The organism is Bradyrhizobium sp. (assembly GCF_022844465.1).
Taxonomy (GTDB): domain Bacteria; phylum Pseudomonadota; class Alphaproteobacteria; order Rhizobiales; family Xanthobacteraceae; genus Bradyrhizobium.
Map to the genome: position 1 here is coordinate 1 of NZ_JALHLP010000008.1, position 23472 is coordinate 23472.

The following is a 23472-nucleotide window of genomic DNA, read 5'->3' on the forward strand; positions in this document are numbered from 1 at the left end:
CGGCGCCCCCTCACCCGGACTGCTTCGCAGTCCGACCTCTCCCCGCAAGCGGGGCGAGGTAAGAAAGCGCCTTCATCCTGGCCCGTCATTCCGGGGCGATGCGAAGCATCGAACCCGGAATCTCGAGATTCCGGGTTCGCTTCGCGCCCCGGAATGACGGTACCTCATCCCTCGTTCTTCAATATCTTGAACACGCCGCTCGCCATCGCGATACAGCGCTTGTCCACCGTCACCTCGGTGGTGATGAAAATCAGGCTCCTGGTGGCGCGCACGACATGCGGCTTCGACACCAAGACCTCGCCGATCTTGCCGGCCTCGACGAAATGCGTATCGAGCTGCACCGTCGCCAAGGTCGGCTTGCCGGAGACGAAGCGGGCGGTCATGCCGCAGCTGCGGTCGGCAAACGTCATCAGCACGCCGCCCTGCACCAGGCCGCGGCGGTTGTGGTGCTTGTCCTCGGTGGCCAGCGCATATTCATGCCCGCCGTCGACGACGCGGTGCCACAGCGGGCCGATCAGATGCAGGAAGCCGGTGGTCTCGACGATCTTCCAGCCGTCGGATTTCAGCTTGTCCGCGGCCCTGGCGCTCATGTCCTGCGTTCCGATCGTCTGTCATGCGGCTGGGGTCATTTCATCGGTCGCGCGGGTGGTGTAGTCAAGCGGGATGGTCCGGTCATTCGACGATACCACACGGCGGAATATCGCCAGCCGCTGCGCGGCGTTCACGCGCGCCCCGGCCGGTCCCGCGTTGCCGGCGCTGAAGCGCGCCGCCGTCGCCATCGCCCTCACCGCGGCCGAGGCGGGGGAGGGCACGGCGTTTCTTTTGACCCGCCGTGCCGCCAGCCTGCGCTCCCACGCCGCCCAATGGGCGCTGCCGGGCGGGCGCTGCGATCCCGGCGAGACCCAGGCGCAGGCCGCCTTGCGCGAACTGCACGAGGAATTGGGGGTCGAACTCGCCGAGGGCTGCGTGCTCGGCCTGCTCGACGACTACCCGACCCGGTCCGGCTACCTGATCACGCCGGTGGTGGTCTGGGTCGGCGCGGATGCTGCGATCACGCCCAACCCTGCCGAGGTCGCCTCGGTGCACCGGATCGCGCTTGCCGACATCGAGCGCGCGGACGCCTTCAGCTTCACCACGATCCCGGAAAGCACGCGGCGGGTGATCCGCTTCCGCCATGACGGCCAGCATATCCACGCGCCGACGGCGGCGCTGATCTACCAGTTCGGCGAAGTGCTGGCGGGCCGCCAGACCCGCGTGGCCGACCTCGAACAACCCGTGTTCGCCTGGAAATAGAGGGCTCCCCGTGCGGTCTGCAACGATATGGATATCCGCCGCGCTCGGCGCCGCCTTCGGCCTCGGCGCATCCGCTCCCGCGTTGGCGCAGAACTATCCCGCCCGCGCCATCACCCTGGTGATTCCGTTCGCGCCCGGCGGCAGCACGACGGTCGTCGGCCGCGGCATTGCCGACAAGATGAGCGAGCTGCTCGGCGAGAAGGTGATTGTCGACAACCGCCCCGGCGCCGGCGGCACCATCGGCACCAAGGCGGTCGCCCACAGCGATCCCGACGGCTATACGCTGCTGCTGGGCTACACCGGCACGCTGGCGGTCGGCCCCTCGCTCTACAAGAATCCCGGCTACGATCCGCGCAGGGATTTCGCCCCGATCGGCCTGATCGGCAACGCGCCGAATTCGCTGGTGGTGCATCCCTCGTTCCCGGCGAAAACCATTGCCGAGCTGATTGCCTATGCCAAGGCCAACCCCGGCAAGGTCAATTTCGGCTCGGCTGGCGCCGGGAGCGCCAGCCACGTCACCGGCGAGTATTTCGCCCGCGCCGCCGGCATCAAGCTGGTTCACATTCCCTACAAGGGCAGCGGACCGGCGATGACCGATCTGCTAGGCGGCCATATCATGACGGCGTTCGCGCCGGTCCCGGGCTCGCACGCCAATGTCGCCGCCGGCAAATTGCGTGCGCTGGCGGTGACCAGCACGGCCAGGTCGAGCCTGTTGCCCGACGTGCCGACGATGATCGAAGCGGGCCTGCCGGGCTTCGACGCCTCGCTCTATTACGGGCTTGTCGCCCCCGCCGGCACGCCGCGGCCGATCATCGACAAGCTCAACAAGGCGTTGCGCGACGCGCTCGGCTCCGATTCCGTGAAGAGGCAACTCGGCCATGACGGCACCGAGATCACGCCCGGCTCGCCGGAAGACTACGCCGCCTTCATCGACCGGGACGAGAAGAAGTGGTCGCAGCTGCTCAAGGAGAGCGGCATCGAAAAGGAGTGAGACGGGTTCCGGTTCCGCCGGCCGCGGGAGGGGCTGACTTGCGCCGCCCGCTTGCTACAACGGCCCGATGCGCCCGCCTTTGATTCGCATGGGTTCCGGATTGGTCGCGCTCGCGCTGCTCGCGGGCGCGCCGTCCGCCGTGGCGATGGAGGCGGGCGGGCTTTCCGTCGCGGTTACGAATGCGATGGGGCAGGCGGCCTCGCCGCAGGCGATCGCCGAATATCGCCGCAAGCTGAAGGAGTACGAGGCCGCGCGCGCCGCGTTCGAGCGGGAGGCGGGCGCCTATTGGACCTCGATCACCGAGAAGCGGCGCGGCCGCAACGCCAAGCGCCGGGAGCGCCGGCCGATCACGCTTGATGATTACGTGCTGACGCAGCCGCCGGCCTACACGGGTCCGAAGCAGCCGGTGAGCCCGCTGCCGGAGGAGGAGAAGCCGCCGCGGGAACGCCGGCCGATTCCTGTTGTCGCCGACTTCCTCAAGGCCGCCGCCGAGCATTTCCAGTTCGCGCCGCAGCGCCCGGCCGCCGAAGTCGACTTCAAGCGCGCCTATGCGCGCTACGCGCTGGCCGCCGGCCTGACGCGCGAGCAGGCGGTGCGGGTGTATGCGTTCGAGACCGGCGGCAACGGCAATCACGACATGCAATCGGGACTGAGCACCTCGCGGCCGGGCTCGCGCGCGATCTCGACCGCGGTCGGCTACAACCAGTTGCTCACCACCAACACCATGGTGCTGATGGCCGAGCAGGGCAACGAACTCATCAAGTCGCTGACGGCGAAGGCCGCGGCCCTGTTAGGCCCGTCGCGCCAGGCGATGGAGCACAAGCTCGCAGTGCTGAAGAAGATGGTGGCGTTCTCGCGCAGCGTGTCGGGCGAATGGTCGGCGCAAGAGAAGCTCGCCAGCACGCCGCAGGGCTGGGGTGTCCACGCCATGGTGCTGGATATCGACGTCGGGCCGATGCTGCAGACCCACAAGCTCCTGACCTCGGTCCACTTCGCGCGCACCAAGGGCCACACCCGGCCGCTGACGGCGGCCGAACTCGAAATGATGAACCTGACCGGCGACGGCACCGGGCTCGACATGGTGACGATGCCACAGGCGATGCGCGAGCAGGTGCCGACCGCGAACTTCTTCCAGCGCGGCGGCTACGAGCGCAACCCGGTGGTGAGCCGGCACAATACGGTGGCGAAGCTGCTGGCGATCACCGACGAGCGGATGGACGTCAACAGCGGCAAGCCGGGCGCCAAAGAACTGGCGGCGGCGTTCTAGCGGGACGTCACCGGGCGGCGTTCGGCCGACGACGCGGAAGAAATCCCGTCGATGGCAGATCGCTCAATTCGTGCCGAACATGAACTTTCCGTCGCCCTCGAGATAGGGGCCGGAGCGCATATAGAGCTGGCCGTTCTGGCCGATGAAGAACAACGTGCCCCTCGGCACCTTCTTGGCGCCCTTCAGCAGTGTGCCGGCATTGTTGGTGCCCATCTTGTAGGACAGCGTCTTGCCGTCCTTGCCATAGGCATAGCCGGTGTCCGATTTCAGCTCCCAGGGCGTCGGCGCGGCACCTTGCGCACGCGCATACGTCGCCAGTCCCGCCAGCGCGGCGGTCACCAGAATCACTTTGGTTGAAAATCTGATCATTGTCTTATCTCCACAATCGCGCGACTCCCATGCTCTGAACAAATCACGAACGGCATCGCTTCGTCAATCCGCACTTTCGACGCATCACGCAGGCCTTGAGAGTTTGTGATTTCCCGCGTGCGACTTCGCGACTATGTTGCCGGCTTCGGCTACAAGCCCCGCAGTGCATGAGACGTCATAGGATGATTCGGATGAACCACGTCGTGAAAATCGGTCTCGGGGCTGCCTTGTCGGTCATGACGCTGGCGCAGGCTGTGGAGGCCAACGACTACAGGATCAGCAACAACCAGCGCATTGCCTGCAGCCGTGGCCTGTCGCCAGGCAAGCTCAATACGGCGACGTGCAGATCCTATGCCTACATCTTCAACGTCAAGACCTCCGAGTATTTCCGCTGCCAGGTCTCGCTGGCGCTGACGCGGGACAACAAGGAGGTCATCAATGTGCAGGCCGACGGCGGCTGCGCCAAGAAACCGCGCATCTTCGCTACGGATTCGAACTATTCATTCGACGCGACCGAGACCGAGCCGCCGAACACCAATTCGTTCTTCGGCCCGGGCGGCTATGCGGTTTGGGCCAGCGACAATACCGCGCTGAAGGCGCGCGGCTGCATCACCATCGCCTCCGGCCTCGGCTCCGACATTTCCAAATGCGTCGACATGAAGTTCGAGTGAGTGGGGCCCCGCTCCGAACGTCATGGCCGCGTGGTCTTCCGACAAGAAAATGACCGCGGGCCATGACCGGCCGCGGTCATCGAATTTTCATCTTCAGGCTGCGCGAATTTCTATCCCCCGACGCCCTTCTCCTTGAAGTACTTCAGCGCGCCGGGATGGAACGGAATCGGCGAGCGCTGCTGGACCTGGTTGTCGAGCGTGAAGCTCTCGGCTTCCCGGTGAACGGCGACGATGTCGGCCTTCTTCTCCACCAGCGTCTTGACGATGGCGTAGGCGTCCTCGTTGCTCATCTTGTCGCCGGTGACGATCAGGTTCCAGACTTCGGCGATCGAGTTATCCTTGTCATAGCCGGGATACGAGCCGGCCTTGATCTTGCTGGCCGTATAGAGCTTGCCGTATTTGGCGTTCATTTTCTCGACGACGTCGCCATGATCGATCAGCTTTAGCTTGAGCCCGGGCGTCGCGGCGAGATCGGTCACCGCAGCGGTCGGGATGCCGCCGACCCAGAAGAAGGCGTCGATCTTGCGGTCCTTGACGGCGTTGACGGATTCGGAAACGCCGAGCCGCTCGCGCTTCAGATCATTGTCCTTGTCGAGGCCGGCGGCCTCGATGACGCGGAACGCCATCACCTCGGTGGCGCTGCCAGGAGAGCCCGTCGAAACCCGCTTGCCCTTCAGATCGGCCATGGTCTGGATGCCGGTTCCCTCCACCGTCACGACGTGCATGCGGTTCGGGTAGACCACGAGCAACGCCTGCAACGGGACCTTGCCGCCCTTGAACTTGTCCTGGCCCTGCAACGCATCGAGGGCGGCATCAGCCATGGTGAACGCCAGTTCGCTCTTGCCGGCACCGATCAGCTTGAGATTGTCGATCGAGCCGCCGGTGACCTCGGCGGTGGCCTGCACGTTGGGAAGGTTTTTCGAGAGCACGTTGGCCACGGCGCCGCCGAGCGGATAGTAGACGCCACCGGTGCCGCCGGTCCCGATCGACATGGTCTTCTGCTGGGCGTGGGCTACGCCGGCGAAGGCGAGCCCTGCGGAAATCGTCACGGCCAGTATCGCTGCGGCCTGCTTCATGGTCCTCATCCTCGATTGTTCCCTGTTACGTCGTGAGCGCCGGTCGTTTCGGCCCCGGCGTTCGGGCCTGCCATAGCACCACGCCCAGGCCGATGATCAGGCCGGGAACGTAGGTATAGCCAATATCGCGACCGATAATCCATTCGATGATCGCCTCGATCAGGCTTGGAAACACCAGCAGCAATCCGGATAGCAGAAGCAGGCCGCGTTCGAGCCGCGTATTTTGTCGCAGCGTCCAGTTCTGGGCGAAGGCGGCGAGCGCCAGCAGCCCCAGGGTGGTCTTGATCGTGATTTCGAGGATGTCGACCCATGAGCCACCCTTGGGGATCGACAGCAGGAGGCCGACGCCCTGCGGGTCGAGCACGAATACGAACGGCACCAGGAACGCCGGCAGCGTGTATTTCCAGGACTGCAACGTGGTCTTGTAGGGGTCGCCGCCGGTGATGGCGGCCGCCGCGAACGGCGAAAGCGCCGTCGGCGGCGAAACCTCGGACAAGACGGCGTAATAGAAGATGAACATGTGGGCGGCGTAATCGGGCACGCCGAGCTTGACCAGCGCGGGTGCGGCGATGACAGCGCAGATGATGTAGGAGGCGGTCACCGGCACCGCGAGGCCGATGATCCAGACGATCAGCGAGGTATAGATCGCCGTCAGCAGCAGGCTGCCGCCGGCATAGCTGATGACGATCGAGGAGAATTTGAGGCCAAGGCCGGTCAGCGTCACGACCCCGACGACGATGCCGGCGCAGGCGCAGGTGGTCGCGGCGTTCAACGCGCCGATCGAGCCGTCGGCGAGCGCCTTCACCAGCCGGGTCGGAACCAGCGCGGTATCCTTTCGCAGGAAGCTGAGCGCGAAGGTGACCACGATGGCGTAGAACACCGACAGCGATGCGGAATAGCCGATCATCATGAACGCGACCACGGCGAGCAGCGAAATGAAGTGAAATCCATAGCGCTTCGTCATCGCGCCGACGCTCAGTTCCGGCTTGAACGTCACGGCCCTGGCGCCGAATTTCTTGGCGTCGAGTTCGACCATGAACAGCAGGGACATATAGTACAGACAGGTCGGGATGGTCGCCATCCAGATCACGTCGAGATAGCTGAGCTTGAGAAATTCGGCGATCAGGAACGCGGCGGCGCCAAGCACCGGCGGCGACAGGATCGCGCCCAGCCCGCCGGCGGCGAGCAGTCCTCCTGCGGCGTTCTTCTCGAAGCCGGCCTTGGCCATCATCGGATAGGCCACGGTCCCGATCATGACCGTGGTGGCGACGCCCGAACCGGAGGGGCCGCCGAGCAGGAATGACGACAGCACCACGGTCCGGCCGGCGCTGTTGGGCTTTCCGCCCATCAGCGCCAGCGAGAAATCGATAAAGAACTTGCCGGCGCCGGAATGCTGCAGGAACGCGCCATAGACGGTGAACAGCAGGATCAGCGTCGCCGACACGTCGACGGCGACGCCAAAGATGCCTTCCAGGGTGATGAAGAGGTGGCCGACCAGCCGCGGCAGGTCGTAGCCGCGATGGGTCCACGGCGCCGGAAGGTAAGGACCCAGCATGGCATAGGCGATGAACAGCAGCGCCACCACGGGCATGATCGCCCCAGTGGTGCGCCGCGTCGCCTCCAGCAGCAGGACAATGAATACAATGCCGACGATCACGTCCCAGCGGTCAGGCGCGGTGGCGCGATCTGTAAAGTCCTCACCTCCCCACAACGCGTAGGCGATGGTCGCGACCGCGAAGATACCGGGAACGACATCCCACCAGCGCACCCGGTTGCGAAACCGCGTCGCCAGCGGAAACAGCAGGAAACTCAGGACCAGCGTGAAGGCGACGTGGGTGTAGCGAAGTTCCTGCGTCGGAACGATGGCATAGGCCGCGTAGAGGTGGAACAGACTCATCACCACGGCGATCGTGGTCGAAATTCTCCCTGCCCACCCCATCAGGCGGTTCGCCGCGCCTTCTTCCGCTGCGACGAAGGACTCCGCCTTCAGCAGGGCCTCGTTCGAAACCGCCTCGATCTCGTCATGGGGCGGTGTTGTCTTGTCGGCTGCCATGCTTCCCCGGGGGCCCCTTCGCTTATCGGCCCCACGTGGTGGACCTTTTCGCGGCGCATTCAGTCTGGTTTGGCGGAACATGGCAAGGGGGGCTGCCGGGGATTGGCGGCTGTGCCATGATAAAAATCCTCGGGGCCTCGTCGGGTGGCTTCTGTCAGCCGAAAAGCGTCACCGTGACGGCCATGCGCCGGCCGGCAACAAGGGCGACAGCAGGGGGATACGTCGATGGAGCGGCTCAAGGGCAAGACGGCGATGGTGGTGGGTGCGGGCTCGATCGGGCCGGGCTGGGGTAACGGCAAGGCGACCGCCGTGACCTTTGCGCGGCAGGGCGCGCAGGTGTTCTGCGTCGACCGCAACGCATCCGCTGCGCAGGAAACCGTTGACATCATCGCCGGCGAGGGCGGCAAGGCGATGGCCTTTGTCGCTGACGTCTCGCGCGAAGCCGAGGTCGAGGCGATGGTGGCGGCGTGCCTGAAGGCCCATGGCCGCATCGACGTGCTCGACAACAATGTCGGCATCGCCGAAATGGGCAGCGTCGTCGAGGTGACGGAGGCGAGCTGGGACCACGTCTTCGCGGTCAACCTAAAGAGCGCCTACTTCGCCATGAAGCACGTGATCCCGGTGATGCAGAAGCAGGGCGGCGGCTCGATCATCAACATCTCCTCGATCGCCTCGATCCGCCATCTGGGAATATCCTATGTCAGCTACGGCGCCTCCAAGGCGGCGATGAACCAGATGACGCGGACCACGGCCGTGCAGTTCGCGCGCGACCATGTCCGTGTCAACTGCATCCTGCCGGGCCTGATGAAGACGCCGATGGTGGCGCATTCGGCGGGGCTTGCGGCCAGCTATTCGGCGGGGGACGTCGAGGCGATGTGGCGGGCGCGCGACGCGCAGGTGCCGATGGGGCACATGGGCGACGCCTGGGACGTCGCCAACGCCGCGCTGTTCCTCGCCTCCGACGACTCCCGCTACGTCACCGGGATCGAACTGGTGGTCGATGGCGGGATCACGGTGAAAACGAGTTGAGGGTTACTGCTGCTGCGCCATCGCCAATAGGCCGCCGACGAAGGAATGCCAGAGCGGTGTGAGGCTGATCGGCCAGTTCAGGAGCTTGACGGCGATCAGCGCGACGCCGCCATAGACATAGACTGGATGCGGACGGCCACGCCTGCGCCAATCGTGAACGATGGCGACCACCAGCAGCAGATAGGCGACAATGGCGGGAGGGATCGTGACTGGGACTGGCGGCGGGCCGACCGGGCCGGGCGGCGCCAGGAAGGTGATAAACCAACGCGCGACGGCGGCGTCCAGCAGCGAAATGCCGGCCAGCAGCATCAGCCGCTTGTGGGTGTCCGGACGACGAACCGCCGCGACGGCAAGCGCGAACACCACCGCGAAAAACGCAATTCCGCTGAGTGGGACGATCGCAAACGCAATTCCGTCATCGGTCAATCCTGCCGCCGCGGAGCGCTTCATCGCGCTCACGGCCGCCAGGAAGCCGAAGATCGTCATCGCGGTCGCCAGCGATACGCCGATCATGCCGCTCGCCCGGTGCCGGGCTATTCGGCCTGAGGCGGCGAGCCAGCTCTGCAAAGCGAAATAGAGCGACCAGGCGAAAAACAGCAGCCCGTGAAAGTGAATGACGGGCGAGGCCGACAACGTTCCCCTGGCGAGCGGCAGCCAGTAGGTCGGCGCGAAGCCGAGAAAGGCGACGGCCAGGCAGGCCAGCGCCATGTAGAAATAGAAGTAAGTGGTTTGGGCATGCGCGACAGCGCGCGGCGGATTGTAGTCGGTCAATGTTGTCATGGTGGGTAAGTCTACGAACGTGCCGAAAGGTTCATCCGCCTGTGGCGCCGTTTCCCGCGCGGGTCGTTTCGGCCTCGATCGTTCTGATACGGCACTTTAGCTTTGCAAGCGATTATTGTCGAAAAAGCGCGTATTTTGATATGATCCGGCGTGCCCGACTGCGTTTCCCGGATCAATCCATGCGAGGCCATCCTGACAGCTTCCATGCCGGCACCCGCAACCTGATGGCGGCCTGCCTGCTCTGGGCCGCGTTCGCAACCGATGCATCCGCGACCGGGGTTGAGCCGGCCCGGGATTTACGGGTCGATCCCGCGCCCTGCCTCGCAGCCGCGCTGGCGAGCGATGACGAGCGGACCGTGAGTGTTTGCAGCGCGCTCGTCGATAACGCCAAGACGGCGAAGGCCGACCGGATCAAGGCGCTGATCGTCCGCGCCGGGGCCTATGAGCGCAAGGAGATGATCGACCGCGCGATCGGCGACTATGACGCCGTGCTGCAGCTCGATCCGGCGCTTGCCGATATCCACAACGCGCGCGGCGAACTGTGGCGCAAGACGGGTGACCTGCCCAAGGCGCTGGCCGATTTCGCCGCGGCGATCAGGCTGAAGCCCGACCACGCCGCCGCCAAGGCCAACCACAGGTCGATGGCGCAGGAGCTGGAGCGGCTGGGCGCGCTGAAGGCGGTCGCGGGCAAGCCGAGCTTCAATTGCGCCACTGCCCGCCTCAAGGTGGAAAGGGCAATCTGCGCCAGTCCCGAACTCGCCGATCTCGATCGCGAGGTCGATGGCGCCTATGCCAGGGCGGCGCGTGAAGCCATCAGTCAGAGCCGGGCGCGCATTCTGCGGCGGGAGCAGGAGGCGTTCATCGCCCGCCGCAACGCCGCCTTCGGTCGACCCGGCTATGATTTGCGACAGGCGATGAAGCAGCGACTGCGGCAACTCCGTGCCGGCGAGGGGTCTTAGCGGCCCGATGCCGAGCGGCTTGACGATCCCCTGCGATCTGTTCCGGCTTGATCTGCCGCGGCTTCCCGTGACAATGCGGTCGAGAAAACGGCTGGATTTGATCCTGATCAATGGCAGGCCGCCGGAGGCTCGCCCATGTCGGGGCGGTTGCCAGGTGGCCCGGGAAGGTTCGAGCGGGAGTGCGCCATGAACATCCACGACAAAAGCAAATACCACGAGGTCCATGCCCGCTCGCTGGCTGACCCCGAAGGCTTCTGGGCCGAGGCGGCGCGCGAGATCGACTGGATCGAGCCCGCCAAGAAGGTATTCGATCCTTCGATCGGCGCGTATGGCCGCTGGTTTGTCGGCGGCGTCGTCAACACTTGCTACAATGCGCTCGACCGTCATGTCGAGAGCGGCCGCGCCGACCAGGTGGCGCTGATCCACGATTCGCCGCTGTCGCGCTCGGTCTCGAAGTTCACCTATGCCGAGATGCTCAGGGAGGTGCAGACGCTGGCCGCCGTGATGGCCGATTTCGGCGTCGGCAAGGGCGATCGCGTTATCCTCTACATGCCGCTGGTGCCTGAAGCGGTGTTCGCAATGCTGGCCTGCGCGCGGATCGGCGCGGTGCATTCGGTGGTGTTCGGCGGCTTCGCGGCCAAGGAACTCGCAACCCGGATCGAGGACGCCAAGCCGAAGCTGATCCTGTCGGCGAGCTGCGGGCTCGAGCCCGGCCGCATCGTGCAGTACAAGCCGCTGCTCGACGAGGCGATCAGGCTCTCCAGCGTCAAGCCCGAAAACTGCGTCATCCTGCAGCGGCCGCAGCAGGGCTGCGACCTCGTCGCCGGCCGCGACCATGACTGGGCGTCGCTGCGCCGCGCCGCGCTCGACGTCGGCAAGGCGGCGGCCTGCACCCCGGTCAGCGCGACCGATCCGCTCTATATTCTCTACACCTCGGGCACCACCGGGATACCCAAGGGAGTCGTGCGCGACAATGGCGGGCATCTGGTCGCGCTGAAATGGTCGATGTTCAACCTCTACGGCGTCAGGCCCGGCGAGGTCTGGTGGTGCGGCTCCGATATCGGCTGGGTGGTCGGGCACAGCTACATTGTCTACGGGCCGCTGATCCATGGCGCGACCTCGATCATGTACGAGGGCAAGCCGGTCGGCACGCCCGACGCCGGCGCGTTCTGGCGCGTCATCGCCGAACACAAGGCGGTCGCCCTGTTCACCGCCCCGACCGCCTTCCGCGCCATCCGCAAGGAGGACCCGGAAGGTGCGTTGATCCGCAACTATGACCTGTCGAAATTCCGCACGCTGTTCCTGGCCGGCGAGCGCGCCGATCCGCCGACGGTGGAATGGGCGGAGGCGCAGTTGAAGGTGCCGGTGATCGATCACTGGTGGCAGACCGAAACCGGCTGGTGCATCGCCGGCAATCCGGTGGGCCTCGGCATGCTGCCGGTCAAGCACGGCTCGCCGACGGTGCCGATGCCGGGCTACCAGGTCGACGTGGTCGACGAGGCCGCGAGACCCTTGCCGGCGGGCGCCATGGGCTCGATCGTGATCAAGCTGCCGATGCCGCCGGCCTGTCTGTCGACGCTGTGGCAACAGGATGCGCGCTTCAAGGAGGCCTATCTCACCGAATTCCCCGGCTACTACAAGACCTCCGACGCCGGCTACAAGGATGAGGACGGCTATGTCTGGGTGATGGGCCGCACCGACGACATCATCAACGTCGCCGGTCACCGGCTCTCGACCGGCGGCATGGAGGAAATCCTGGCCTCGCATCCCGACGTCGCCGAATGCGCCGTGCTCGGCGTCAAGGATGCGATCAAGGGCGAGGTGCCCTGCGGCTTCTTGGTGCTGAAGGCCGGCGTGACGCGCCCGCCTGCCGAGATCGAAAAGGAGATCGTGGCGCTGGTGCGGGAAAAGCTCGGGCCGGTCGCCGCGTTCAAGCTCGCGATAACCGTCGGCCGGCTGCCCAAGACCCGCTCCGGCAAGATCCTGCGCGGCACCATCAAGAAGATCGCCGACGGCGAAAGCTGGAGCATGCCGGCAACGATCGAGGACCCCAAGGTGCTGGACGAAATCGGCGACGCGCTGAAGGGCAGGGTGTAACTATTTGGCCGTCATTCCGGGGCGATGCGTAGCATCGAACCCGGAATCTCGAGATTCCGGGTCTGGTGCTTGCGCACCATCCCGGAATGACGGTTCCAGCAAAATGCCTTGATTTCGATGGATTGCAGGGTCAAGCCCGGTAATGACTAGATGAAAAAAGAGGATCTGAATGCCGTCCGGAATCGCAAAACACCTCTTCGCTCTCCTGCTTGCAGCCCCCTTCCTCGCCGGCTGCCTCGAGCGCGGCCAGCCGACCATGGTCGACACCAGCGCCGACGACGATGCTTTCTGCCGCGCCAACAACGTCGCGGCCGGGTCCAACGACTATGTCATTTGCCGCAAGAACCGCGATGTCCAGCGCGGCAACGCCAACGCCCGCACCGACCGCGCCCAGCGCAATCTCGCCGAGCACATGCTCAACAATCCGACGCGGCCGTAACCGGAGGTCATCATGAATGAAGACGTCTTCAACGCCAGCCTGCGCAGATTCCTGAAGAAGGTCGGCATCACCTCGCAGCGCGAGATCGAAAAAGCCGTGCGCGACGCGGTGAAGGCCGGCAAGCTCAAGGGCAACGAGAAGCTGTCGGCCAAGGTCGTTCTGACCGTCGGCGGCGTCAGCCTCGCACATGAAATTTCGGACGAGATCGAACTGGGTTAGCGCGAGCGTCACGCCACGCTCTGGCCGGTCATCAGGGCAGTGACGGCCACAATGGCATGTATCAAGATAAAACGCGGCAGGTCGCCCCGCCGCGCTTGGCATCAGCCGTAGATCGCCGCAGCTGCGATCCTATTCGTCCGCATCCTGCTTCTTGCCGCCGATCGTCTTGAGCTTGGCGAACACCGCATCGACATTGAGGTCCTCGCGTTCCTTTTCGGTCGGCTCGAACTCCGGCTCCTTCTTGGTGGTTTCAGAGGCCGGCAGCAGCGTCGCGCCACCGTAGGCGGCGGGAACCGGTTTTTCCTTGGCGGCGCGCTGCACCTCGAAATCAAGCTCGATCTGCGAGCATAGGCCAAGCGTCACCGGGTCCATCGGCGTCAGGGTCGAGGCGTTCCAGTGGGTGCGGTCGCGGACCGAGGCGATGGTGGTCTTGGTGGTGCCGACCAGGCGCATGATCTGCGCGTCTTTCAGTTCGGGGTGGTTGCGCACCAGCCACAGGATCGCGCTCGGGCGCTCGTGGCGGCGCGAGACCGGGGTGTAACGCGGGCCTTTCTTCTTCGCGGCCGGCGGCAGGGCGACCTTGCTCTCGCCGAGCTTGAGGCGGTAGTTCGGGTCCTTTTCGCCCCGTTCGATTTCGTCGCGGGTCAATTGGCCGGTCGAAATAGGGTCCATGCCTTTGATGCCCTGGGCGGCGTCGCCGTCGGCGATGGCGCGGACCTCGAGCGGGTGCATCTTGGTGAAATCGGCCACCTGGTCGAAGGTCAGCGCGGTATTGTCAACCAGCCACACGGCCGTCGCCTTTGGCATCAGCGGTGCATTGCTCATGGCAAATCTCCTTTGTGCCTCGCCCACCTCTTTTGGAGGCGAAGCCTGTGGTCATCGGGGATGACGGGAATTCAGGGGCTATATACGCCTTCCCGGGGTATCGGCGCAATGGTTCGCTATTGTGGCTTGACAGGGCCCAAAAGCAGCCCCAAGTCCTTATGCGAATTGGCCGTTCCCTGCCCACCGGCGAGGGGTGATTCGGTCCCGAGATAGCCCCATGCCCTCTTCGTCTACACCAGCCAAACCAGACCTCAGGATCGTGCTTTGTTCGCCCCGAGGCTTTTGCGCCGGGGTGGTTCGGGCCATCGACACCGTCGAGCGGGCGCTCGCGATCTATGGCGCCCCGGTCTATGTCCGCCACGAGATCGTGCATAACCGCTATGTGGTCGACAGCCTCAAGACCAAGGGCGCGATTTTTGTCGAGGAACTGGCCGAAATTCCCGACGGCACCAGCGCACCGGTGGTGTTTTCGGCGCATGGGGTGCCGAAATCGGTTCCGGCCGACGCCCGCGCGCGCAATTTCTTCTCGCTGGACGCGACCTGCCCGCTGGTCACCAAAGTGCATCGCGAGGCCGCGATCCATTTCAAGCGCGGCCGTGAAATCCTGCTGATCGGGCATTCGCACCATCCGGAAGTGGTGGGCACGCTGGGTCAGTTGCCGCCGGGCGCGGTGACGCTGATCGAGACCGCGGAAGACGCCAAGACCTTTACGCCGAAGGATCCGAACAACCTCGCTTTCGTGACCCAGACGACGCTGTCGATCGACGACACCGCCGAGATCGTTGCGCTGCTGAAGGGACGCTTTCCCAACATCTCCGGACCGCACAAGGAAGACATCTGCTACGCCACCACAAACCGCCAGCTCGCGGTCAAGAAGGTGGCGCCGGTGGTCGATGCCCTGATCGTGGTCGGGGCGCCGAACTCGTCGAACTCGCAGCGCCTGCGTGAAGTCGCCGAGCGCGAGGGCTGCCCGGTCGCGGTGCTGGCGCAACGCGCCTCCGACATCGACTGGTCGCGCTTTGAAGGCATCAAGAGCCTCGGCATCACCGCGGGCGCTTCCGCGCCGGAAGTGATCGTCGAGGAAATCATGGGCGCCTTTGCCGAGCGATACCAGCTGCATGTGGAGACGGTCTCGGCCGCGGAAGAAAACGAATTCTTCCCGCTGCCGCGTTCGCTACGGCCCGACGCCGCCTAAGGTCTCGCCAAAAGGTATTGCCATGGCGGTTTACACCGACGTTGCCGCCGAAGACCTCGCGGAGTTCCTGAACGGCTATGACATCGGCGAGTTGCTCTCCTACAAGGGCATCGCCGAGGGCGTCGAGAATTCCAACTTCCTGCTGCACACCAGCCGGGGCGCCTACATCCTCACGCTCTATGAAAAGCGCGTGGCGGTGGACGACCTGCCGTACTTCCTGTCGTTGATGGCGCACCTGGCCGAACGCGGCGTGCATTGCCCGCAGCCTGCCCGGAACTGCAACGGCGCGGTTTATGGCGAACTGGCCGGGCGTCCGGCGGCCATCATCGACTTCCTCGAAGGCGTCTGGCCGCGGCGGCCGAACGCGACGCATTGCGCCGGCGTTGGCGAGGCCCTCGCCAGGATGCACCTGGCGGGCCGCGACTTTGCGCTGTTCCGCAAGAATCCATTGTCGGTCGGAGGCTGGCGGCCGCTGTTCGATCAGGCGGCAGCGCGCGCCGACGGCGTCGCGCCGGGCCTGCGCGATCTGATCGGGCGCGAACTCGACCACCTCGAGGCGCGATGGCCGGCGGACCTGCCGACCGGCGTCATCCATGCCGACCTGTTTCCCGACAACGTGTTCTTTCTCGGCGACAAGCTGTCGGGGCTGATCGACTTTCCGTTTTCCTGCAACGACCTCTTGGCCTATGACGTCGCGATCTGCCTGAACGCGTGGTGTTTCGAGCCGGACCACGCCTTCAACGTCACCAAGGCGCGGGCGCTGCTCAGCGCCTATGGCCGCGAGCGCCAGCTGTCGGAGGCGGAGCAGGCGGCGCTGCCGCTATTGGCGCGCGGCTCGGCGCTGCGCTTCCTGCTGACGCGGCTGGTCGATTTTCTCGACGTGCCGCCGGGCGCGCTGGTGAAGCCGAAGGACCCGCTCGAATACGTCCGCAAGCTGCGCTTCCACCAGAACGTCGAGAGCGTGCGCGACTATGGCCTGACCCAGCCCGGATTTGCCGCTTGAGCGAACTGCCTCACGTGACGGTCTTTACCGACGGCGCCTGCTCGGGCAATCCGGGGCCGGGTGGCTGGGGCGCGATCCTGAAATTCGGCGACACCGAGAAAGAATTGAAGGGCGGCGAGGCGCACACCACCAACAACCGCATGGAGCTGATGGCGGCGATTTCGGCGCTGGAAGCGCTGAAGAAGCCGTGCGTGGTCGATCTCACCACCGACAGCCAGTATGTGCGCCAGGGCATTACCGGCTGGATCCACGGCTGGAAGAAGAACGGCTGGCGGACGTCGGACAAGAAGCCGGTCAAGAACGTCGATCTGTGGCAACGCCTCGACGCCGCGCTGAAGCCGCATCAGGTGCGCTGGCACTGGATCAAGGGCCACGCCGGTCACGACGAGAACGAGCGCGCCGACCAGCTGGCCCGCGAGGGCGTGGCGATGGCGCGGCTGAAGTAGAGCGGCTTCGTGATTTCGTAGGGTGGGTAGAGCGCAGCGAAACCCACCATCGCGATCCGCGGAACGGTGTTGATGGGTTTCGCTGCGCTCTACCCATCCTACGCGATGCCTTTTCCCCTCTACCCTGGTGGGAGAGGGTGGCGCCTCACGAAGTGAGGCGACGGGTGAGGGGTTCTTTCCGCGGAGGCAGACTCCTCATCCGGCAGCCTTCGGCTGCCACCTTCTCCCACAAGGGGAGAAGGAAGAAAGTGTCGTTCGCCTCGGCCTACAGCTGTCCCAGCAGCGTATCGCCGCCGGACACCTCGACCTTGCCGGGCGCGGGCTCGAGGTTGAATTTCTTGACGACGCCGTCTTCCACCAGCATTGAGTAGCGCTTGGAGCGGATGCCGAGGCCGTTGCCGGAGGCGTCCAGTTCCATGCCGATGGCCTTGGTGAAGTCGGCGTTGCCGTCGGCCAGGAACACGGCTTCGTCGCGCTGGTCGGTGTCGCGCTTCCAGGCGTTCATGACAAAGGCGTCGTTGACGGAGACGATGGCGATGGTGTTCACGCCCTTGTCCTTGATGGCGTAGGCGTTCAGGAAAATGCTGGGCAGGTGCATCTTGTGGCAGGTGCCGGTATAGGCGCCGGGCACCGCGAACAGCGCGACCTTCTTGCCCTTGAAAATGTCGTCGGTGGTCTTGACCTGCGGACCTTCCGTCGTCATTACGCGAAACTTGGCTTCCGGCAACTTGTCGCCAACCTTGATCGTCATGGTCAAATCTCCCTCAATGAGCCGACGTGTCTTAGACCGGGCAGTCGGGCGGCACAATATTCGTCAGGCTGGAAACGGCAACGGCGGCAACGATTCACGATTCCGTCATCAGCCGGCAAAGCCGCCCTGATCCAGGAAGGCCTGCTCCTCCGCCGTGGTGGCGCGCCCCAAAATGCGGTTGCGGTGAGGAAAGCGGCCGAACCGCCTTATGACGTCAGCATGGATCTCGGCGTATTTCAGGTTGTCCGGCCGCCCAGACTTCCGGAACAACTCGACGCAACGCAACTGGTCGGGCAGATGCTCCGAATGCATCAGCGGCAGGTAGAAGAACTCGCGCAGGTCCTGATTGACCCGCGCGTCCGAGCCGCGCTCGATAGCGCGGTGCGCTGCCTCGCGCGCGAGGCGGTCAGTGGAAAAGGCCTGGGCATCGCCGCGGAACATGTTGCGGGGAAACTGGTCGAGCACGATGACGAGCGCAAGCGCGCCGTCATCGCTCGCTTCCCACGACGACAATTCCCCGGCCGCCGCCTGCCGCCAAAGCCCTGCATAGCGGCGGCGCAACTCGGCATCGAAGCCGTCGTCGGCCGCGTACCAGCGCTCCTGGCCGGCATCCCGCCAGAAGGCCAGTATTTCGGCTGGCGTGACGTCAGCCTCGGCCATCGGCGAGATCCGCCGCGGCGCTTAAGCGGCGGCCTTCTTCTCGTCGCGCAACTCGCGGCGCAGGATCTTGCCGACATTGGTCTTGGGCAGTTCGGTCCTGAACACGATCTGCTTGGGAACCTTGTAGGCGGTCAGCTGCGTGCCGCAGAACTTGATCACTTCCTCCGCCGTGAGGTTCGGGTCCTTCTTGACGATGAAGGCCTTCACCGCTTCGCCGGACTTGGCGTCCTGCACGCCGATGACGGCGCATTCCAGCACACCGGGATGGCTTGCGATCACTTCCTCGATCTCGTTGGGATAGACGTTAAAGCCCGAAACCAGGATCATGTCCTTCTTTCGATCGACGATCTTGGTAAAGCCCCTGGCGTCCATGACGCCGATGTCGCCGGTGCGGAAAAAACCGTCCGCGGTCATCACGTTCGCGGTCTCGTCCGGTCTGTTCCAGTAGCCTGCCATGACCTGCGGACCCTTGGCGCAGATCTCGCCGGGTTCACCCAGCGGCACTTCGTTACCGTCGTCGTCGCGGATCGAAAGGTAGGTGGACGGTACGGGTATGCCGATCGAGCCGGAGAACTTGTCGGTGTCGGCGGGGTTGCAGGTCAGCGTCGGCGAGGTTTCGGAGAGGCCGTAGCCTTCCGACAGCGCGCAGCCGGTGACGGCAAGCCATTTCTCGGCGACGGGTTTCTGCGTCGCCATGCCGCCGCCGAACGAGGTCTTCAGCTTGGAGAAATCGACCTTGTCGAAGCCGGGCGCGTTGAGAAGGGCGTTGTAAAGGGTGTTGACCGCCGGGAAGCTGTTGACTTGGTATTTCTGCAACTCCTTGACGAAGCCCGGGATGTCACGCGGGTTCGGAATCAGGAGATTGACGCCGCCGGCACGTACCCCCAGCAGGAAGCAGGCCGTCAGCGCGAAGATGTGATAGAGCGGCAGTGCGCAAACAATAAAGAGCTGGTCGACATGCGGCGGCTTCTTCAGCGCCGGCTGCAGCCAGGCGTCGTTCTGCAGCACATTGGCCAGGATGTTGCGGTGGAGCAGCGTCGCGCCCTTGGACACGCCGGTGGTGCCGCCAGTGTATTGCAGGAAGGCGACGTCATTTAGCGTGAACTTGGGTTTGCTGAGCGTCATGCTGCGGCCGGCCGCCAGCGCGTCGTTGAAGCCGACCGCGCCGGGGAGCGACCAGGCCGGCACCATCTTCTTGACCTTGCGGACCACCAGATTGACGATCACGCCCTTGAAGCCGAGCAGATCACCCATGCTGCCGACAATCACATGCTTGACCGCGGTCTTCGCAATCACCTGCTGCACCGTGTTGGCGAAATTCTCCAGGACGATGATCGCCTCGGCGCCGGAATCCTTGAGCTGATGCTCGAGTTCGCGCGGGGTGTAGAGCGGATTGACATTCACCACCGCATAGCCAGCGCGCAGCACGGCGGCGGTCGATACCGGGTATTGCAGCACGTTCGGCATCATCAGCGCGACGCGGGCGCCCTTCTGAAGGCCCTTGCTCTGCAGGTAAGCCCCGAGCGCGGAAGACATTTCGTCGAGGTCGCGGTAGCTGATCGACTTGTCCATGCAGATGAACGCCTTGCGGTCGGCGAACTTCTTGAAGCTCTCCTCCAGCAGTTCGACGAGCGAGGAGTACTGGTTGACGTCGATATCGGCCGGGACGCCGGCCGGATACTGCTTGAGCCAGATTCGCTCCATGGTTTTTCCCTCTCTGGTTTATCTCCCTGTTCCTGGCCGGGAGCGCCGTTTTTTTGGACAGTATTGTGAAAGCCGCCGCGTCTGGCAAGCGGCTGCGCGCTATCGACGCATCGCCACTCCGCGATCGCTACCCCGATGGCGAAAACGTTACCCAGTCGCGCGGCTTGGCGCCGGTTAGCCTGCCGGCTTGGTTTCGCCCTTTGGTTTCGCGGCGGCCTTGGGTTTCGCAGGCTTGGGCATCGACTTTTCACTGGCGGGCGGCTTTTTCTCAGTCGCAGCGGCTGGTTTGGCAACGGCCGCCGGCTTGGCTGCGGCCACCGGACTGACTACGGCTGCCGGTTTGGCGTTCGCATGCTGGGTCGCGGGTAGTTTGGAGGCCGGCTTCGCGTTGGCTTCGGCCTTGGGCGCTGCTGCAGTTTCGTGCTTCTTCGCCGCGATGCGCGATTTCTTGCCGCGCTTGGCCGGCGTTTGCAATTGGGCGTCGGCGGCGATGGCTGCGATCAGCGCGGGTCCCGACTTGGTCGGCCCGGTATAGACCAGAACAGGCTCGGAGGGCGCCGCGGCGGCAGCGATCAGTTCCGAGGGCCTGGCCATCGGCTGCTGCAGCCCGGCAGTGAAGAACGCCACGGCCGTTTCGCCCGACGCGCCGTTGGCGGCGACGAGTTCACCATCGTCATCGCTGGCCGGCCGCTTGCGCTTGCCGCTGCACATCTCGTCGCGCAGATTGGGCGGCGAAGCGTCGACCGGAACCAGGTTGTCGACGGTGCCGAGCGCCGGGCGCAGCCAGCCGAGCCCGTTATTGCCGAAGCCGCGCTCCAGCAATTGCGCCGCGCGAACCGCACGTGCCTGCCCGGACGGGGCGCCGAGCACCACGGCGATCAGCCGCTTGCCGTTGCGCGTCGCCGACGCGACCAGGTTGTAGCCGGAGGCGCAGATGAAGCCGGTCTTGAACCCGTCGGCGCCGGGATAGCGCCCGATCAGGCGGTTGAAGTTCTGCGTAACCCTGCGACCGTAGCGGATCGAGGGGATCTGCATGAAGTACTCGTATTCCGGCACGTCGCGAATGACGGCGCGCGCCAGCATCGCAAGATCGCGCGCCGACGTCACTTGCCCCTCCGCCGGCAGGCCATTGGGATTGACATAGGTCGTCTGCGTCATGCCGAGGCGGCGCGCGGTCTGGTTCATCATCTCCGAGAAACCTTCGACCGAACCGCCGACGCCCTCGGCGAGAACCACCGCCATGTCGTTGGCTGACTTCACCATCATCATCTTCAGCGCGTTGTCGACCGTGACCTGAATGCCGGCGCGGAAGCCCATCTTGGATGGCGCCTGCGACGCGGCGACCGGCGAAACCGTCAGCACGGTGTCGAGCGACAGCCGCCCCTCCTTGACCGCCTTCAACGTGACGTAGGCGGTCATCACCTTGGTGATGGAAGCCGGATACCAGGGATAGGTCGCGTTCTCGGCCTGCAGCACCTTCCCCGTATCGGCTTCGACCACCAGCAGCGCTTCGGCGTGCGCAACGCGCGGCGCGGTCATGGCGGCAAGCGCCACGACCAGGCATATCCAGCTGCAAGACGGCTTGGGAAGCGACAGGCGAGGCAAATACACTTTTCCGTTCCGGTCCTTTGAGACCCGCCTCGGAAGAGGAGGTCCTGAGATCTAGCATTCGGGGTTCAAGCGTGTGCGGCGCCGTCGCTTTGCAGATGCAAACCTATACCGGCTTGCTGATTCAGAACAGAGGCCGGGCGACTCAGTGGTGGATGAAATAAGCGCAATTTGGGCATATTCCAACCCTGCGGCGCCCGCCTGGGTCTAATCGCTGGCCGGGTTCGCTTCGACGGGGGCGGGGGCGCCTTCATGCACCATGAACTGGGCCTTGGCGAGTTCCGCAAAACGCCCGCCCTTGCCCACCAGTTCATCAAAAGTTCCGCTTTCGATCACGCGGCCGTGGTCGAACAGCAGGATCCGGGTGGCGTTGCGAATGGTCGAAAGCCGGTGCGCGATGACGAAGGTGGTGCGGCCCTTCATCACCTCGTCGAGCGCGGCGTTGACCTTGGCTTCGGTGACGGCGTCAAGCGCGCTGGTGGCCTCGTCGAGGATCAGTATCGGCGGGTCCTTCAATAGCGCGCGCGCGATCGACAGCCGTTGCCGCTCGCCGCCGGAAAGCATGCGGCCGCGCTCGCCGGCATGGGTTTCGAATTTCCTGTCGCTACGTTCGATGAATTCCAGCGCCTGCGCCCGCTCGGCGGCCAGCCGCAGTTCCTCGTCGGTTGCGTCAGATTTGCCGACACGCAAATTGTCGGCGATCGAGCGGTTGAACAGCAGGGCCTCCTGGAACACGACGCCTATGTTTCGCCGCAAAGCGGTGAGCTTCAGGCCGCGCACGTCCATGCCGTCGATCTTGATGATGCCCGACTGAGGGTCGAAGGCGCGGTGCAAGAGCGCTATCGCGGTCGATTTTCCGGCGCCGGTCGGGCCGACCAGCGCGATGGTCTGGCCCGGGAGGGCGGTGAACGAAAGATCCTCGACCGCTGGCCGCTTGCCGTCATAGGAAAAAGAAACGTCGGTGAACTCGACAAGGCCGGAAAGCCGCCCGGTATCCATCGCGCCCGGCCGGTCGCGCACCGCGGGCACCGCGTCCAGCACGTCGAAGAATTCTTTCAGCCGGGGCGCCTCCATGAACACGCTGTTGATGAAGCTCACCACCTGTTCGAGCTTCTGGATCAGCATGGTTGCAAAGCTCACGAACATCACGATCTCGCCGACGGTTGTCAGGCCTTGTTCGTGCAGGATGATGCCGACAGTGAAAATCGCCAGCACGGTAATGGTTGTCGAGGCGCGGGTGATGACGGTTACCAGCGCCCACCACGACAGCACCGGCATCTGTACCGCGAGCAGCTTGTCGGCGACGAAGCGCAGGCCCTGAACCTCGGCGTCGATCCGCACGAAGCTTTGCACCAGCGCGACATTGCCGAGCGCGTCGGAAGCGCGCGCGGACAGGTCGCTGTAATGCGCCTCCACCTCGCTTTGCATGCCGTAGGTCCTGCGCACCACCAGCGTCGTCAGCACGGTGAATACCACGCACAGCAGGAACAGCAGGATCGCCAGTCGCCAGTTGATATACAGCGCCAGCGGAAGCAGTACGACCAGCGAAAGGATCGCCGCAAAATGCTCGCGGAAGAACCCGAGCCAGAGCCGCCACAGCGCGTCGGTGCCGTTGAGCATCACCTTCATCAGCCGGCCGGAATGGGTGCCGGTGTGGTAGGTGAGCGGAAGCTGCATGATATGCTCGAAGTATTCCGTCAGCACCGCCTGGCGCTGGCGGTGCGCCAGCTTGTCGGCATGGAGGGCGACCGCGGCGCTGCACAGGATCGTGAACAGGCCGAATGCCACCCACGCCGCCAGCAGCGGCCAGGCCGTATTCGAGGCCAGTGGTCCGGCCTGCGGCTTGCCGGACAGCACGTCGATGATGCGGCCGAACAGGACCGGCTCGGCGAATTGCGCGCCGGCCAGCAGCAGGTTGGCGAAAGCGAGGATCCATCCCAGCCGCGCCTCTTTGCCAAGCAGTTCGAGAACGCGGGTATAGAGGCGCAGCATGGACATCCAGGGATCGAGGAAGAGCCGTGTCGAGATCAGCCGGGA

Annotated in this window: 23 protein-coding genes; 12 read left to right on the forward strand and 11 right to left on the reverse strand. The window is 64.7% G+C overall.

Going from position 1 to position 23472, the window contains the following annotated elements:
* Positions 1-164: 164 nt before the first annotated feature.
* Positions 165-590 carry a PaaI family thioesterase gene (locus Q0D31_RS14410; protein ID WP_291851978.1) on the reverse strand — a complete coding sequence of 142 codons (426 nt, stop codon included), beginning with the start codon at positions 588-590 and terminating at the stop codon, positions 165-167.
* A 73-nt stretch (positions 591-663) separates the two neighbouring features.
* Between Q0D31_RS14410 and Q0D31_RS14415 the strand changes: the two genes are divergently transcribed.
* From Q0D31_RS14415 to Q0D31_RS14425, 3 genes are all read left to right on the forward strand, one after another.
* A complete protein-coding gene (locus tag Q0D31_RS14415) occupies positions 664-1293 on the forward strand; it encodes a CoA pyrophosphatase (protein ID WP_291851981.1) in 630 nt (209 codons plus the stop codon).
* Between the two features lie 10 nt (positions 1294-1303).
* Positions 1304-2284, forward strand: a complete 981-nt coding sequence (locus Q0D31_RS14420; RefSeq protein ID WP_291851984.1) for a tripartite tricarboxylate transporter substrate binding protein — start codon at positions 1304-1306, stop codon at positions 2282-2284.
* Positions 2285-2351: 67 nt separating this feature from the next.
* On the forward strand, positions 2352-3551 hold the full coding sequence (locus Q0D31_RS14425; RefSeq protein ID WP_291851987.1) for a hypothetical protein: 1200 nt from the start codon (positions 2352-2354) through the stop codon (positions 3549-3551).
* Positions 3552-3614: 63 nt separating this feature from the next.
* On the opposite strand, the gene Q0D31_RS14430 is transcribed toward Q0D31_RS14425, so the two are convergent.
* Positions 3615-3920 carry a hypothetical protein gene (locus Q0D31_RS14430; protein WP_291851990.1) on the reverse strand — a complete coding sequence of 102 codons (306 nt, stop codon included), beginning with the start codon at positions 3918-3920 and terminating at the stop codon, positions 3615-3617.
* A 191-nt stretch (positions 3921-4111) separates the two neighbouring features.
* Here Q0D31_RS14430 and Q0D31_RS14435 point away from each other — a divergent pair, with 191 nt between their 5' ends.
* A complete protein-coding gene (locus tag Q0D31_RS14435) occupies positions 4112-4591 on the forward strand; it encodes a hypothetical protein (protein WP_291851992.1) in 480 nt (159 codons plus the stop codon).
* Between the two features lie 110 nt (positions 4592-4701).
* Here the strand turns inward: Q0D31_RS14435 and Q0D31_RS14440 are convergent, their stop codons facing one another.
* The gene (locus Q0D31_RS14440; RefSeq protein ID WP_291851995.1) at positions 4702-5667 is read right to left on the reverse strand and encodes a TAXI family TRAP transporter solute-binding subunit; all 966 of its coding nucleotides are present in this window, start codon (positions 5665-5667) and stop codon (positions 4702-4704) included.
* Positions 5668-5692: 25 nt separating this feature from the next.
* The gene (locus tag Q0D31_RS14445; RefSeq protein WP_291851998.1) at positions 5693-7720 is read right to left on the reverse strand and encodes a TRAP transporter fused permease subunit; all 2028 of its coding nucleotides are present in this window, start codon (positions 7718-7720) and stop codon (positions 5693-5695) included.
* Between the two features lie 225 nt (positions 7721-7945).
* Between Q0D31_RS14445 and Q0D31_RS14450 the strand changes: the two genes are divergently transcribed.
* Positions 7946-8749, forward strand: a complete 804-nt coding sequence (locus tag Q0D31_RS14450; protein ID WP_291852001.1) for a glucose 1-dehydrogenase — start codon at positions 7946-7948, stop codon at positions 8747-8749.
* A 3-nt stretch (positions 8750-8752) separates the two neighbouring features.
* On the opposite strand, the gene Q0D31_RS14455 is transcribed toward Q0D31_RS14450, so the two are convergent.
* Positions 8753-9529 (reverse strand): hypothetical protein, encoded by a 777-nt coding sequence (locus tag Q0D31_RS14455; protein WP_291852004.1) that lies wholly within the window; start codon positions 9527-9529, stop codon positions 8753-8755.
* A 224-nt stretch (positions 9530-9753) separates the two neighbouring features.
* Between Q0D31_RS14455 and Q0D31_RS14460 the strand changes: the two genes are divergently transcribed.
* From Q0D31_RS14460 to Q0D31_RS14475, 4 genes are all read left to right on the forward strand, one after another.
* Positions 9754-10488 carry a tetratricopeptide repeat protein gene (locus Q0D31_RS14460; protein ID WP_291852413.1) on the forward strand — a complete coding sequence of 245 codons (735 nt, stop codon included), beginning with the start codon at positions 9754-9756 and terminating at the stop codon, positions 10486-10488.
* 186 nt (positions 10489-10674) lie between these two features.
* Positions 10675-12585 (forward strand): propionyl-CoA synthetase, encoded by a 1911-nt coding sequence (locus tag Q0D31_RS14465; RefSeq protein WP_291852006.1) that lies wholly within the window; start codon positions 10675-10677, stop codon positions 12583-12585.
* 169 nt (positions 12586-12754) lie between these two features.
* A complete protein-coding gene (locus Q0D31_RS14470) occupies positions 12755-13024 on the forward strand; it encodes a hypothetical protein (RefSeq protein WP_291852009.1) in 270 nt (89 codons plus the stop codon).
* A 12-nt stretch (positions 13025-13036) separates the two neighbouring features.
* The gene (locus Q0D31_RS14475) at positions 13037-13243 is read left to right on the forward strand and encodes a DUF6494 family protein (RefSeq protein WP_291852012.1); all 207 of its coding nucleotides are present in this window, start codon (positions 13037-13039) and stop codon (positions 13241-13243) included.
* Between the two features lie 129 nt (positions 13244-13372).
* On the opposite strand, the gene Q0D31_RS14480 is transcribed toward Q0D31_RS14475, so the two are convergent.
* Positions 13373-14068: a cell cycle transcriptional regulator TrcR gene (locus Q0D31_RS14480; RefSeq protein WP_291852014.1), complete on the reverse strand. Its 696-nt coding sequence runs from the start codon at positions 14066-14068 to the stop codon at positions 13373-13375.
* 217 nt (positions 14069-14285) lie between these two features.
* Between Q0D31_RS14480 and ispH the strand changes: the two genes are divergently transcribed.
* Genes ispH through rnhA form a run of 3 tightly spaced genes read left to right on the forward strand, consistent with a single transcriptional unit; the run spans position 14286 to position 16712 of the window.
* On the forward strand, positions 14286-15263 hold the full coding sequence (gene ispH, locus Q0D31_RS14485) for a 4-hydroxy-3-methylbut-2-enyl diphosphate reductase (RefSeq protein WP_291852016.1): 978 nt from the start codon (positions 14286-14288) through the stop codon (positions 15261-15263).
* Positions 15264-15285: 22 nt separating this feature from the next.
* Entirely contained in the window at positions 15286-16266 is a 981-nt protein-coding gene (locus tag Q0D31_RS14490; protein WP_291852020.1) for a homoserine kinase, read from the forward strand.
* On the forward strand, positions 16263-16712 hold the full coding sequence (rnhA, locus tag Q0D31_RS14495) for a ribonuclease HI (RefSeq protein WP_291852024.1): 450 nt from the start codon (positions 16263-16265) through the stop codon (positions 16710-16712). The genes Q0D31_RS14490 and rnhA overlap by 4 nt, the downstream gene beginning before the upstream one ends.
* A gap of 265 nt (positions 16713-16977) precedes the next feature.
* Here rnhA and Q0D31_RS14500 read toward each other — a convergent pair whose 3' ends face one another.
* The 5 genes from Q0D31_RS14500 to Q0D31_RS14520 form a co-directional block, all read right to left on the reverse strand.
* Positions 16978-17463, reverse strand: coding sequence for a peroxiredoxin (locus Q0D31_RS14500; RefSeq protein WP_291852027.1), 486 nt, complete (start codon positions 17461-17463; stop codon positions 16978-16980).
* Between the two features lie 108 nt (positions 17464-17571).
* Positions 17572-18123 (reverse strand): DUF924 family protein, encoded by a 552-nt coding sequence (locus Q0D31_RS14505; protein WP_291852030.1) that lies wholly within the window; start codon positions 18121-18123, stop codon positions 17572-17574.
* Positions 18124-18144: 21 nt separating this feature from the next.
* Positions 18145-19827: a long-chain fatty acid--CoA ligase gene (locus tag Q0D31_RS14510; protein WP_291852033.1), complete on the reverse strand. Its 1683-nt coding sequence runs from the start codon at positions 19825-19827 to the stop codon at positions 18145-18147.
* Between the two features lie 174 nt (positions 19828-20001).
* Positions 20002-21366, reverse strand: a complete 1365-nt coding sequence (locus tag Q0D31_RS14515) for a D-alanyl-D-alanine carboxypeptidase family protein (RefSeq protein ID WP_291852416.1) — start codon at positions 21364-21366, stop codon at positions 20002-20004.
* A 276-nt stretch (positions 21367-21642) separates the two neighbouring features.
* Positions 21643-23433, reverse strand: coding sequence for a glucan ABC transporter ATP-binding protein/ permease (locus tag Q0D31_RS14520; protein ID WP_291852036.1), 1791 nt, complete (start codon positions 23431-23433; stop codon positions 21643-21645).
* Positions 23434-23472 lie beyond the last annotated feature (39 nt).